Below are 13482 nucleotides of genomic sequence, written 5' to 3' on the forward strand. Positions count from 1 at the left end.
CTATGAAATAAAGTGCCCTCTGAAGACGGCATCCCTGACACGAGGTTTTACATGACCCTAGCAGTACCCCAACATTCTACCCTGGTGGCCAAGTTCGGCGGCACCAGCGTTGCCGATTTTGAAGCCATGAACCGCAGCGCCGACGTGGTGCTCTCCAACCCGCAGGTGCGCCTGGTGGTGCTGTCCGCCTCCGCCGGCGTCACCAACCTGCTGGTGGCGCTGGCCGAAGGCTGCGATGCCGACAAGCGCAGCTACCGGCTCGATGAAATCCGCCGCATCCAGTACGCCATCCTCGAGCGCCTGAACGCGCCGGAGGTGATCCGCGAAGAAATCGACCGCATGCTGGAAAATATCGCCATGCTGTCGGAGGCCGCGGCGCTGGCCAACTCCACCGCGCTGACCGACGAACTGGTCAGCCATGGGGAACTGATGTCCACCCTGCTGTTCGTCGAGGTGCTGCGCGCGCGTCAAGTGCCGGCGGAATGGTTCGACGTGCGCAAAGTGATGCGCACCGACGATCACTTCGGCCGGGCGGTGCCGGACAGCGCCGCGCTGAGCGAGCTGACCCAGACGCTGCTGAAGCCGCGTCTGCAGGAAGCCCTGGTGGTCACCCAGGGCTTTATCGGCTGCGAACCGAAAGGCCGCACCACCACCCTGGGCCGCGGCGGCAGCGACTACACCGCCGCGCTGCTGGGCGAAGCGCTGCACGCCGGCCGGGTGGATATCTGGACCGACGTGCCGGGCATTTACACCACCGACCCGCGCGTGGTGCCGGCGGCCAAGCGCATCGACAAGATAACCTTTGAAGAAGCGGCCGAAATGGCCACCTTCGGCGCCAAAGTGCTGCACCCGGCCACCCTGCTGCCGGCGGTGCGCAGCGATATTCCGGTATTCGTCGGCTCCAGCAAGGATCCGGCCGCCGGCGGCACGCTGGTGTGCAACACCACCGAAAACCCGCCGCTGTTCCGCGCGCTGGCGCTGCGCCGCAGGCAAACCCTGCTGACCCTGCACAGCCTGAACATGCTGCATGCGCGCGGTTTCCTGGCCGAAGTGTTCAGCATTCTGGCGCGCCATAACATCTCCGTTGACCTGATCACCACCTCGGAAGTCAGCGTGGCGCTGACCATGGACACCACCGGCTCCACCTCCACCGGCGGCAGCCTGCTGACCACCTCGCTGCTGACCGAGCTGTCGTCGCTGTGCCGGGTGGAAGTGGAAGAAAACCTGGCGCTGGTGGCGATCATCGGCAACAAATTGTCCCAGGCCTGCGGCGTGGGCAAAGAGGTGTTCGGCGTGCTCGACCCGTTCAACATCCGCATGATCTGCTACGGCGCCAGCAGCTACAACCTGTGCTTCCTGGTGCCGGGCGACGACGCCGAGCAGGTGGTGCGCACCCTGCACCACAACCTGTTCGAATAAGTTATTATCTTTTCCAGCGGGCGCGGCTTGCCGCGCCCCTGCGCCAACAATAAACGGTATATAACGCGCAGGGATTTCCCGCAAAAACGCAACCACAAACACAACCACAAACACAAACACAACCATCGTTCTTAATTTGGCTAAGGAATCCCACGTCAATGCTGGCAAAACTCACGCGCTTATTCCCTCTGTGGGCGATACTGCTGTCCGTCGCCGCCTATTACACGCCGACCACCTTTACCGGCATCGGCCCCTACGTCAGCCCGCTGCTGATGCTGATCATGTTCGCCATGGGCGTCACGCTGCGGTTGGATGACTTCAAACGGGTGCTGTCGCGCCCCGGGCCGGTGGCCGCCGGGATCTTCCTGCACTATCTGATCATGCCGCTGGCGGCCTGGATCCTGGCGATGCTGTTCCGCATGCCGCCGGATCTTTCCGCCGGCATGGTGCTGGTCGGCAGCGTGGCCAGCGGCACCGCCTCCAACGTGATGATCTATCTGGCCAAGGGCGACGTGGCGCTGTCGGTCACCATCTCGGCGGTATCCACCCTGGTGGGCGTATTCGCCACCCCGCTGCTGACCCGCCTGTACGTCGACGCCAAAATCAGCGTCGATATCATGGGCATGCTGCTGAGCATTCTGCAGATCGTGGTGATCCCGATCGGCCTTGGCCTGATCGTCCATCACGCCTTCACCAAAGCCGTCAAGCGGGTTGAACCGCTGCTGCCGGCGCTGTCGATGGTCTGCATTCTGGCGATCATCAGCGCGGTGGTGGCGGGCAGCCAGAGCCATATCGCCTCGGTCGGCCTGGTGGTGATCATCGCGGTGATCCTGCACAACGCCATCGGGCTGCTGAGCGGCTATTGGGGCGGCAAGCTGTTCGGCTTCGACGAATCCACCTGCCGCACGTTGGCGATCGAGGTCGGCATGCAGAACTCCGGTCTGGCGGCCACCCTGGGCAAGATTTACTTCTCGCCGCTGGCCGCGCTGCCGGGCGCCCTGTTCTCGGTCTGGCACAACCTGTCCGGCTCGCTGCTGGCGGGTTACTGGTCCGGCCGGCCGATCAAGAAGAAATAACCCTCTCACCGGGGCGCAAACGGCTGCGCCCCGTCATTACAGCGTGCTCGGGGTGTCTTCCCAGTCGCGATCGTCGTCCCTCTCATCCTGATCCAGCACGTTGTAAGCCACCGCGCAGAACAGCGAGTTCAGGCGTTTCATGTCTCCCAACAACCCCAGATGCAGCGAGCTGGTTTCGATGCTCTGCACGTTCTGCTGATGCAGGCGGTCGACGTGCGCATGCGCGTAACGGCGGTCCAGGATGCGGAAACGGTGCTTGGAGCGACGCAGCCGCTTGGCGCTGGTGAGGTCGCCGGACAGGAACACCGACAGACCCAGCCGCAAATTGCCGATCAGACGCTCATGCAGCGCATCCAGCTCCGCCAGCCCTTCGGCAGAGAAGGCCCGCCGCGCCGCGTGCGATTTCGCCCCCACGTCGCCGGCCATGCGTTCGATAATGTCGCCCGCCTGCTCCAGGTTGAGCGCCATCTCGATAATCTCCGCCCAGCGGCGGGAATCTTCCTCGCCCAGATCCTCCTTCTGGATCTGCGCCAGATACAGCTTGATGGCGGTGTACAGCACGTCGACGTCATCGTCCAGCCGGCGCACCTCTTTATCCTGCCCCTGCTTGCCGTGCAGCACTTCGCGATGCAGGATCATCATATGCTCCACCACATCGCCCATGCGCAGGGTTTCGCGCGCCGCGTTGGCCAGCGCCAGCGTCGGCGTATCCAGCGCGCTGGCGTCCAGGTGCCGCGGGCGCAGGCGCGGATCGTCGGCCGCCACGTCGGCGATCAGCGTTTCGCACAGGCGCGCCATCGGCCCGGCCAGCGGGATCAGCACCAGACAGCGGATCAGGTTGTAGAACACGTGGAAGTAGATCACCAGCTCTTCGTTGCCGCCGGGCAGCCGGCTCATCGCGTCCGCCAGATAAGAGACGAACGGCAGCACCAGCACGCAGCCGATCAGTTTGAACAGCAGGCTGCCGAGCGCCACCCGGCGGCCTGAGGCGTTTTGCCCGCTGGTGTTGATCACCGCCAGCAGGCCGCTGCCGAGATTGGCGCCGATCACCAGGCACAACGCCACCTTCAGCGAGATCACGCCGGAGGCGGTCAGGGTGGCGGTCAGCAGCACCGCAGCCAGGCTGGAATAGCTGACGATGGCGAACAGCGCGCCGGTCAGGGCGTCGAGCATCACGTCGCCGGTCAGCGACGAGAATAGAACCTTAACGCCGGCCGCCTGGGTGATTGGCGTGGCGGCGGCGACGATCAGCTCCAGCGCCAGCACGATCAGCCCAAGGCCGATGCACACGCGCCCCATCTGGCCCACCCGGGTTTGCTTGCGGCTGAGGAACAGGAATACGCCGACCAAAATCAGCAGCGGCGACAGCCAGGACAGATCGAAGGTCAGCACCCGCGCCATCAGCGCGGTGCCGACGTCGGCGCCGAGCATGATCACCAGCGCCGGCGCCAGCCCCACCAGCCCCTGCGCGACGAACGAGGTCACCAGCAGCGCGGTGGCGTTGCTGCTTTGCACCAGCGCGGTCACGCCGATGCCGGAGACGAACGCCAGCGGTTTTTTCTCGACGCTGTCGCTCAATACGCGGCGCAGATTGGCGCCATAGACCCGCATGATGCCGGTGCGCACGATGTGGGTGCCCCACACCAACAGCGCAACGGACGAAAGCAGGTGAAGAAGGGTCAACACGGAAAGAACGCTCCATTAACGCCCGGCACGGTGGCTTATCCTGCCTGCCAGGCGTTAAAAGAACAGGACAGCGGCACGGGCGGCAGAGCGGCGCTGAAGCGGGAAAAAACCGTTTATCAGCCTGAAAATGTCATGCAACTTCCCGTAATGTAACAGTTTCCAAGTGTAGTCCAATTTCGCTGCCGTCGGCGCGCAAATCAGCCACCGAACGGTTCAGCACGTCCACCAGCAGCTCTACGCCCTGCGCCTGAACGCGATAGCGCACCACGTTGCCCAACAGGCTGTGGTTGAGGATCACCGCGGCGATCCCCTGCCCGGCAGGCAGCAAGCCAATGGACTCCGGACGAACGGCTACCTTACCGTGGTAACGGCCGCCGGTCAAAAGCGCGGCCTGTTCGGCGCTGAGCAGGTTGTGGTTGCCGATAAACCCGGCGGCGAAGGCGTCGGCCGGCTGGGTATACAGGGTTTCCGCATCGCCGCTCTGCACGATCTGGCCCTTATTCATCAGCACGATGCGGTCCGACAGCGTCAGCGCCTCTTCCTGATCGTGGGTGACGAAGATCGCCGTCAGGTTCAGCTCGCGCTGGATGCGGCGGATTTGTTCGCGCAGGTGCTTGCGGATGCGCGCGTCCAGCGCCGACAGCGGCTCGTCGAGCAGCAGCAGGCGCGGGCGGGTCACCAGCGATCGCGCCAGCGCCACCCGTTGGCACTGGCCGCCGGACAGCTGGTGCGGGTAGCGCCCGGCCAGTTCGGTGAGCTCCACCAGCGCCAGCACCTCCTGCACCCGCTGGCGAGTCTGCGCCGCCGCCAGCTTCTGCATCTTCAGGCCGAAGGCCACGTTGCCTTCCACCGTCATGTTGGGAAACAGCGCATAGCTTTGGAACACCATGCCGATGCCGCGCTTTTGCGGCGCCAACGGCACCAGATCCTGGCCCTGCAGCAGAATTTGCCCGCTGTCGACCGGCGTCAGGCCCGCCAGACAGCGCAGCAGCGTCGACTTGCCGCAGCCGCTCGGCCCCAACAGGGTGACGAACTCGCCCTCTTCGGCGGTGAAATCGATATCCTGGAACACCTGGGTCTGGCCATAGTGTTTGTTCAAACGGGTAACGTTGAGATAAGCCATCGGGTTAGCCCTTGTTTTTATTCAGCAGGTTCGCCAGCCAGGTGACTAACAGCACCACGGCGAAATAGGAAATGACCAGCGCGCTGGTGAAATGGCCGCTGCCGTTGCGCATGTTGAACAGGTAAACCTGCAGCGTCTCATAGCGGCTGCCCACCAGCAGGTTGGCGAACACGAACTCGCCGATCAGGAACGAGAACGACAGCAGCACCGCAATCATCCCGCCCTTGCGCAGGTTCGGCAGCACCACCAGCAGCGCCGCCTGCCAGGTGCTGGCGCCGAGCAGGTGCGCGGCGTCCATCAGGTCGCGCAGGTTGAACGCCTGCAGGTTATTGCTGATGGCGCGGTAGATAAACGGCAGCGCGATGGTGAAGTAGCAGCCCATCAGGATCCAGGGGGTGCCCAGCAGCGGCAGCGGGTCGGCGGCGTACAGCTGCATCAGCCCGACCGCCGAGACCACCGGCGGCACGGCGAACGGCAGCAGGATCAGCACGTTCATCACCGCGTCCAGCCTCGGGAAGTAGTAAGCAATCACAAACATCGTCGGCAAAATCACCGCCACCGCCAGCAGCAGCGTGCCGAAACAGACCAACAGCGAATGCCCCAGCGCCAGCAGGAAACGCGGGTCGCTCCACAGCGCCAGCAGCCACTTCAGGGTAAAGCCGTCCGGCAAAATGGTGGCGCCCCACTGGGTGGCCAGCGCGTAAATCAGGGTCGCCGCCAGCGGCAACAGCAGGATCAACAGCAGCAGGCCGGTCACGCAGCGATGGTAAAGGCGTTCAACACGCGACATCTTCGCCCTCCGTCATATCAAGAACGCGCATTGAGGTAACTCCTGCGCAGCAGCCATTGGTGGATCAGGGTAATGAACGCCATCATCACCACCAGCAGCATCGCCAGCGCGCTGGCCAAATTCGGATCGAGGGATATGTCGCCGGCCACCAGCGCCGAAATGCGTATCGGGATCACGTTGAAATTGCCGGTGGTCAGGGCATACACCGTGGCGTAAGCGCCCAGCGCATTGGCCAACAGGATCACGAAGGTGCCCATCAGCGCCGGCGCCAGCACCGGCAGGCCGATATGCCGCCAGTAGCGCCAGGGGCTGGCGCCGAGCAGCGAAGCCGACTCGCGCCAGTCCTCGCGCAGCGCGTCGAACGCCGGGTACAGCAGCAATACGCCCAGCGGGATTTGGAAATAGGTATAGAGCACGATCAGGCCGCTTTTCGAATACAGGTTGAAGCTCTCCATCAGGCCGTATTTGCGCAGCAGCAGCGTCAGGCAGCCGTTCAGCCCCAGCAGAATGACGAAGGCGAACGCCAGCGGCACGCCGGCAAAGTTGCTGGTCATGTTGGTAAAGGACATCACGAAATCATGAAACCGCGTCTGGCCCAGCTGGCGAAGTGAGTAACTGCCCACTAGGGCGATCAGCAAGCCGTAGACGCTGGACCAAATCGAGATCTCCAGCGAGAACTGAAACGCCTGCAGATAGAACGGCGAGGTCAGCACGTCAACGTAGTTGCCCCAGCCCCAGCCGTGAGTTTCGCTGAAAAAGCTGCTGACGGCGATCCACGCCAGCGGCGCGATTTGGAAGGCGCCGAACAGCAGGATAAACGGCAGCAGGCACAGCGCGGCGATCCCTTTGGCTTTCATCTTTCACCCTGCGCCAACAAGGCCCGGCAGCGCGGTTTGTCGTGCGCCACCTGCAGCAGATCGCACAGGGTACCGCACAGCTCGGTCTGCTGCGGATCGGCGTCGTTCTGGCTGAACGCCGCGCCGAACAGGAACAGCGGCACCCGCCGCTCTTCCGGCAACACCCCGCCGTGGCTGCGGTCGTCGTTCATGCCGTGGTCGGCGGTGACCATCACCTGATACCCGGCGGCCAACCAGTCGGGCAGATAGCGCGACAGCGCGCCGTCGGCGTGGCGCGCCGCGTTGCGGTACTGCGGTGACGACAGGCCGAAACGGTGGCCGGCGTCGTCGATGTTCATCGGGTGGATCAGCAGGAAATCCGGCTGATGGCGACGGCGCAGGCTTTCGGCGTCGTCGAACAGGTGCGAATCCGGGTAGCCGTCGTGGTAATAAAAATGGCCGTGCTGGATCGGCAGCTCGGCGTCGTCGGTATGGCGATCGCGCGCGGCGTCAAACGGCGTGCGGTTATACAGCTCGCTGAACCAATGGTAGGCGGCGGCGGCGGTGGTCAGTCCGGCGGCGCGCGCGTAGTGAAACACGCTTTGCTGATGCGACAGGCGCGATACCTGGTTGTGCACCACGCCGCTCGCCACCGGCGTTACGCCGGTGAGGATGCATTCATACAGCGGCCGGGAGAGCGAGGGCAGCTCGCACTCCAGCTGATACAACCGTCCGCGGCCCGCCGCGCATTCGGCCTGCAGATACCCCATGACGTCGTGCGCCACCTGATAGTTGAGGCCGTCCAGCAGCACGAGGATCGTTTTCATGATGGCTCAACTCACTGCTGCATATACATGATGACGTTTTCCTGCCACTGGCGCGGCAGCGTTTTGGCGCTCTGCTCCCAGGCCGCCGGATCGGCGATCGGGTGGGCATTCCGGTACTGCTCGGCCGGCAGCAGCCTGGCTTTGACGTCGTCCGGCAGGGTCAGGTGATCGGCGCGGATCGGGCGGGCGTAACCGCGCGCCAGGTTGATTTGGCCGGCGTCGGAGAAGATGTACTCGCGCGCCAGCTTGGCGGCGTTCGGGTGTTTGGCGTATTTGTTGATGAGGGTGGTATAGCCGGAGGTGATGGAGCCGTCCGACGGGATCAGCACCTCGAAACGGGTCTTGTCGATCTGGTCGCGGTAGTTGAGGCCGTTGAAGTCCCACACCACGCCTACCTGCACTTCGCCTTTTTCCAGCGAGGCGATCACCGGGTTGCTCAGGCTCAGGCGCCCGGCCTTGGCCAGCTTGCCGAAGAACGCCAGGCCCGGCTTCAGATCCTTCTCGTTGCCGCCCATGGCGTAGGTGGCCGCCAATACGCCGCTGGCCGCCTGCGAAGCGGTGCCGACGTCGCCGATGGTGACCTGATAGCTGCCTTTCAGCAGGTCGGCCCAGCTGCGCGGAATGTCTTTGACCTGCTGCTTATTGATAATGAAGGCGATGGTGCCGGTGTAGGCCAGCGCCCAGTGGCCGTCTTTGTCCTTCGCCCAGTCCGGCACCTGATCCCAGGTGGACGGCTTGTACGGCTGCGTCACCCCCTTCTGCACCGCGACGGGGCCGAAGGCCGCGCCCACGTCGCCGATATCCGCGGTGGCGTTGCCCTTCTCCGCATCGAACTTGGCGATTTCCTGCGCCGAGCTCATGTCGGTATCGACATGCTTCAGGCCATATTTGCTCAGCAGATCCTGCCAGGTGCCTTTCCAGTTGGCCCAGCTGTCCGGCATGCCGACGCTGTTGACCTCGCCTTCCTTCTTGGCCGCCTGCTCCAGCGCCGCCAGATCGGTATCTGCGGCCCAGCTCATCTGGCTGGTCAGTAGCATGGCACTGCTTAACACAGAAGCGCACAAACGTTTCATAACTGATGCTCCGGGTGGTAGGGTATGGGGGCGCTGGACTAGTCCAGCAAGAACCAAGCCAATCTAACGGACGAATGTGATAATTATATGTCAGCCTAAAAAAGCAGCGGCTTTATCGCATTTTGCGTCCCGTAAATCGTTCTGCTGGTCTACCTTAACCAAGGCGAAACGCACTGAAATGGGGCACCTGTTGCATGAATGATGTACCGACCACGGTGGCGGCGATCTGCCGGACGCTGACCGCCCGTATCGCCGGAGGCGAGTTCAGCGCCGACGGCAAGCTGCCCTCCGAGCGCGCCCTGAGCGAACAGTTCTCCACCACCCGCATCACCCTGCAGGAAGCGCTCGGCCAACTGGAGGCGCAGGGCGTGATCTACCGGCAGATGCGCCGCGGCTGGTTTATCTCGCCGCCGCGCCTGATCTACAACCCGCTGCAGCGCAGCCACTTCCACGCCATGGCGCAGCAGCAGGGGCGCGACGCTCATACCGAAGTGATCGACAGCGGCCGCGTGACGGCGAACGCCGCCCTGGCGCGCCGGCTGGAGCTGCCGGAAGGCGCGAAAATTTACCGCATCCGCCGGCTGCGCTACATCGACGGCCGCGCAGTGCTGTATTGCGAGCACTATCTGAACCCGGCCTACTTCGCCGGCATCCTGAGTGAGGATCTGACCCAGTCGCTGACCGGGCTGTACGCCGAACGCTACGACATTCGCTATGGCCGGGTGCGCTTCGACATGCTGCCCACCCTGCTGCCGCAGCAGGCCGCCGCCATGCTGAAGGTCACCTACGGCAGCCCGGCGCTGTTCATTACCCGGGTGAACCGCGATCAGCACGATCGGGTGATTGACTGCGACCTGGAGTACTGGCGCTACGACGCGCTGCACATTGACGTCGAAGCCCGGTAAATGACAAGGGCGCATCGCTGCGCCCTTGAGGGAGAGAGTCAGTCGGCGTCGTAGCCGAGGTTGGGTGCCAGCCAGCGTTCGACCTCGCCGACGCTCATGCCTTTGCGCGCCGCATAGTCCTCCACCTGATCGCGCTGGATCTGCGCCACCGCAAAATACTTGCTCTCCGGATGGCTGAAGTACCAGCCGGACACCGCCGCCCCCGGCCACATGGCGAAGGACTCGGTCAGCACCATGCCGGTATGGCGGTTAACGTCCAGCAGGCGCCAGATCTCCGCTTTTTCGGTGTGCTCCGGGCAGGCCGGATACCCCGGCGCCGGGCGGATGCCCTGATAATTCTCGCGGATCAGCTCGTCGTTGCTCAGGTTCTCGTCGGCGGCGAACCCCCAGTGCAGCTTGCGCACCCGCTCGTGCAGATACTCGGCGAAGGCTTCGGCCAGGCGGTCCGACAGCGCCTTGACCATGATCTTGTTGTAATCATCGTGCTGCGCGTCGTAAGCCGCCGCCAGCTCGTCTTCCTCCAGCCCGCCGGTGACGGCGAAGGCGCCGAAGTAGTCGGCTTTGCCGCTGCTTTTCGGCGCCACGAAGTCCGCCAGGCAGTAGTTCGGGAAGTCGGTTTTTTCCGTTTGCTGACGCAAATGGCGGCTGACCGCCAGCACCTCGTCGCGATTTTCGTCGCGATACACTTCCACGTCGTCGCCGACCCGGTTGGCCGGGAACAGGCCGTACACGCCGCGCGGGTTGAGGCTGCGGTTGGCGGCCAGCATGTCCAGCATCTGGTTGGCGTCGGCGAACAGCCGTTTGGCCTCTTCCCCCACCACCTCATCTTCCAGAATGCGCGGGTACTTGCCCGCCAGCGACCAGGTCATGAAGAACGGCGTCCAGTCGATGTAGCGGCGCAGGGTGCCGATATCGGCCTCCACCGCATGCACCCCAAGCTGCTGCGGCACCGGCGGCCGGTAGCTTTCCCAGTCCAGCGCCATGGCGTTGTCGCGCGCCTTCTGCAGGCTGACCGGCGGCGTGCGCGGCTTTTTGCGCGCATGCTGAATGCGCACGGTTTCGTATTCTTTGCGGGTACGCGCCACAAAATCGTCGCGCTGGGTGGCGGACAGCAGCGCCGACACCACGCCCACGGTGCGCGAGGCGTTCTGCACATAGGTGGTGGAGCCGCTGTAGTTCTGCTCGATCTTCACCGCGGTATGCGCCTTGGAGGTGGTGGCGCCGCCGATCAGCAACGGCAGGGTAAAGCCCTGACGCTCCATCTCTTTGGCCACGTTGACCATTTCATCCAGCGACGGAGTGATAAGCCCGGACAGGCCGATGATGTCCACCTGCTCTTCGCGCGCGGTCCTGAGGATTTTCTCCGTCGGCACCATCACGCCCAGATCGACGATTTCATAGTTGTTGCACTGCAGCACCACGCCGACGATATTCTTGCCGATGTCATGCACGTCGCCCTTCACCGTCGCCAGCAGGATTTTGCCGGCGGTGGAGCCCTTCTGCTTGCTGGCCTCGATGTACGGCTCCAGATAGGCCACCGCCTGCTTCATCACCCGGGCGGACTTCACCACCTGCGGCAGGAACATCTTGCCCTCGCCGAACAGATCGCCGACCACGTTCATGCCGGCCATCAGCGGCCCTTCGATCACTTCGATCGGGCGATCGGCATTCTGCCGGGCCTCTTCGGTATCCAGCTCGATAAACTCGGTGATGCCTTTCACCAGCGAATATTCCAGCCGTTTCTCCACCGGCCAGCCGCGCCATTCGGCCTGCTGCACCGCCGCGTCGTTGTCTTTGCTGCCGCGGTATTTTTCCGCCAGCTCCAGCAGGCGCTCGGTGCCGTCGTCGCGGCGGTTGAGGATCACGTCCTCCACCGCGTCGCGCAGTTCGGCGGACAGGTCGTCGTAGATAGCCAGCTGCCCGGCGTTGACGATGCCCATGTCCATGCCGTTGCGGATCGCGTGATACAGGAATACCGCATGGATCGCCTCGCGCACCGGATCGTTGCCGCGGAACGAGAACGACACGTTGGACACGCCGCCGGAAATCATCGCGTGCGGCAGATGGGTCTTGATGTCGGCGCAGGCTTCGATAAAGTCGACGGCGTAGTTGTTGTGCTCTTCGATACCGGTGGCGACGGCGAAAATGTTCGGGTCGAAAATAATGTCTTCCGGCGGGAAGCCGACGCGCTCGGTCAAGATTTTATAGGCGCGGCGGCAGATCTCGAACTTGCGCTCGCGGGTATCCGCCTGGCCGACTTCGTCAAACGCCATCACCACCACCGCGGCGCCATAGCGGCGCACCAGTCTGGCGTGGTGGATAAAGGCCTCTTCACCCTCTTTCATCGAGATCGAGTTGACGATGCCCTTGCCCTGAATGCACTTCAGCCCCTTTTCGATCACCGACCATTTGGAGGAGTCGATCATGATCGGCACCCGGGCGATGTCCGGCTCGCCGGCGATCAGGTTGAGGAAACGCACCATCGCCGCTTCGGCGTCGAGCATCCCCTCATCCATGTTGATATCGATGATCTGCGCGCCGCTCTCTACCTGCTGGCGCGCCACGTCGAGCGCTTCGTTGTATTTTTCTTCTTTGATCAGCCGCTTGAAACGCGCCGAGCCGGTGACGTTGGTGCGCTCGCCGACGTTGACGAACAGGGTCTTGGCGTCGATGTTCAACGGTTCCAGGCCCGCCAGCCGACAGGCTACCGGGATCTCCGGCAGCTGGCGCGGCGGCACGCCCTCGACCGCTTTAGCCATCGCGGCGATGTGTTCCGGCGTGGTGCCGCAGCAGCCGCCGATGATGTTGAGGAAGCCGGCGTGCGCCCATTCGCCGACCTGCTTCGCCATCTCTTGCGCATCCAGATCGTATTCGCCGAAGGCGTTCGGCAAACCGGCGTTGGGGTGAGCGGTAACGTAACTTTCCGAGATGCGCGACAGCTCGGCGACGTACTGGCGCAGCTCGTCCGGCCCCAGCGCGCAGTTCAGGCCGAAGGTCAGCGGCTTCACGTGGCGCAGCGAGTTGTAGAAGGCTTCGGTGGTCTGGCCGGACAGGGTGCGGCCGGAAGCGTCGGTGATGGTGCCGGAAATCATGATCGGCAGCGCCACCCCCAGCGCTTCGAATTCGGTTTCCACCGCAAAGGCGGCGGCCTTGGCGTTCAGGGTGTCGAAGATGGTTTCGATCATGATCAGATCGACCCCGCCCTCCACCAGCGCGCGCGTCGATTCGCGGTAGGCCGCCACCAGCTCATCGAACGAAACGTTGCGGAACGCCGGGTCGTTGACGTTCGGCGAGATTGAAGCGGTGCGGTTGGTCGGCCCCAGCACCCCGGCGACGTAGCGCGGTTTTTCGGGCGTGCGCGCGGTCCATTCGTCGGCGCAGGCGCGCGCCAGGCAGGCGGCCTGATAGTTTATCTCGGCGGACAGCGACTCCATATGGTAGTCGGCCATGGCGATGGTGGTGGAGTTGAAGGTGTTGGTTTCGAGAATATCGGCGCCGGCTTCCAGGTAGCCATAGTGAATGGCGGTGATCACCTCCGGCTTGGTCAGCACCAACAGGTCGTTATTGCCCTTCAGATCGCTCTGCCAGTCGGCAAAACGTTCACCGCGAAAGTCGCTTTCTTCCAGCCGGTAGCTCTGGATCATGGTGCCCATGCCGCCGTCCAGCACCAAAATGCGCTGCGCTAACTGCCGGCGCAGTTGTTCTACTCGATTTGTCACCCATGATCCCCTTTATCTTTTAAGCCAC

General features: G+C 63.5%; 11 protein-coding genes. 4 read left to right on the forward strand and 7 right to left on the reverse strand.

The window, feature by feature from the left end:
* Positions 1-51 precede the first annotated feature (51 nt).
* Both lysC and panS read left to right on the forward strand, forming a co-directional pair.
* The gene (gene lysC / locus D7I37_RS04990) at positions 52-1419 is read left to right on the forward strand and encodes a lysine-sensitive aspartokinase 3 (RefSeq protein ID WP_061799211.1); all 1368 of its coding nucleotides are present in this window, start codon (positions 52-54) and stop codon (positions 1417-1419) included.
* 158 nt (positions 1420-1577) lie between these two features.
* On the forward strand, positions 1578-2495 hold the full coding sequence (gene panS, locus D7I37_RS04995) for a ketopantoate/pantoate/pantothenate transporter PanS (RefSeq protein ID WP_061799213.1): 918 nt from the start codon (positions 1578-1580) through the stop codon (positions 2493-2495).
* 36 nt (positions 2496-2531) lie between these two features.
* On the opposite strand, the gene D7I37_RS05000 is transcribed toward panS, so the two are convergent.
* Entirely contained in the window at positions 2532-4181 is a 1650-nt protein-coding gene (locus D7I37_RS05000; protein ID WP_061799214.1) for a Na/Pi cotransporter family protein, read from the reverse strand.
* On the opposite strand from D7I37_RS05000, the gene D7I37_RS26965 reads away from it, so the two are divergent.
* Positions 4164-4334: a hypothetical protein gene (locus D7I37_RS26965; RefSeq protein ID WP_157079242.1), complete on the forward strand. Its 171-nt coding sequence runs from the start codon at positions 4164-4166 to the stop codon at positions 4332-4334. The genes D7I37_RS05000 and D7I37_RS26965 overlap by 18 nt on opposite strands.
* Here the strand turns inward: D7I37_RS26965 and D7I37_RS05005 are convergent.
* Genes D7I37_RS05005 through D7I37_RS05025 form a run of 5 tightly spaced genes read right to left on the reverse strand, consistent with a single transcriptional unit; the run spans position 4312 to position 8830 of the window.
* Positions 4312-5304 (reverse strand): ABC transporter ATP-binding protein, encoded by a 993-nt coding sequence (locus tag D7I37_RS05005; protein WP_061799215.1) that lies wholly within the window; start codon positions 5302-5304, stop codon positions 4312-4314. The genes D7I37_RS26965 and D7I37_RS05005 overlap by 23 nt on opposite strands.
* A 4-nt stretch (positions 5305-5308) precedes the next feature.
* Positions 5309-6094, reverse strand: a complete 786-nt coding sequence (locus tag D7I37_RS05010; RefSeq protein WP_061799216.1) for an ABC transporter permease — start codon at positions 6092-6094, stop codon at positions 5309-5311.
* 17 nt (positions 6095-6111) lie between these two features.
* Complete coding sequence (locus D7I37_RS05015) at positions 6112-6951, reverse strand: ABC transporter permease subunit (RefSeq protein WP_061799217.1); 840 nt, start codon at positions 6949-6951, stop codon at positions 6112-6114.
* Complete coding sequence (locus D7I37_RS05020; RefSeq protein WP_129543410.1) at positions 6948-7757, reverse strand: alkaline phosphatase family protein; 810 nt, start codon at positions 7755-7757, stop codon at positions 6948-6950. Before D7I37_RS05020 ends, D7I37_RS05015 begins: the two co-directional genes overlap by 4 nt.
* A gap of 11 nt (positions 7758-7768) precedes the next feature.
* Complete coding sequence (locus D7I37_RS05025; RefSeq protein WP_061799220.1) at positions 7769-8830, reverse strand: ABC transporter substrate-binding protein; 1062 nt, start codon at positions 8828-8830, stop codon at positions 7769-7771.
* A gap of 194 nt (positions 8831-9024) precedes the next feature.
* On the opposite strand from D7I37_RS05025, the gene D7I37_RS05030 reads away from it, so the two are divergent.
* On the forward strand, positions 9025-9735 hold the full coding sequence (locus D7I37_RS05030) for a UTRA domain-containing protein (RefSeq protein WP_061799222.1): 711 nt from the start codon (positions 9025-9027) through the stop codon (positions 9733-9735).
* Positions 9736-9773: 38 nt separating this feature from the next.
* Here the strand turns inward: D7I37_RS05030 and metH are convergent, their stop codons facing one another.
* On the reverse strand, positions 9774-13454 hold the full coding sequence (metH, locus tag D7I37_RS05035) for a methionine synthase (RefSeq protein WP_129543411.1): 3681 nt from the start codon (positions 13452-13454) through the stop codon (positions 9774-9776).
* Positions 13455-13482 lie beyond the last annotated feature (28 nt).

Origin of the sequence: Serratia sp. 1D1416, from assembly GCF_003641105.1 — a bacterium.
Taxonomy (GTDB): Bacteria; Pseudomonadota; Gammaproteobacteria; order Enterobacterales; family Enterobacteriaceae; genus Serratia; species Serratia ficaria.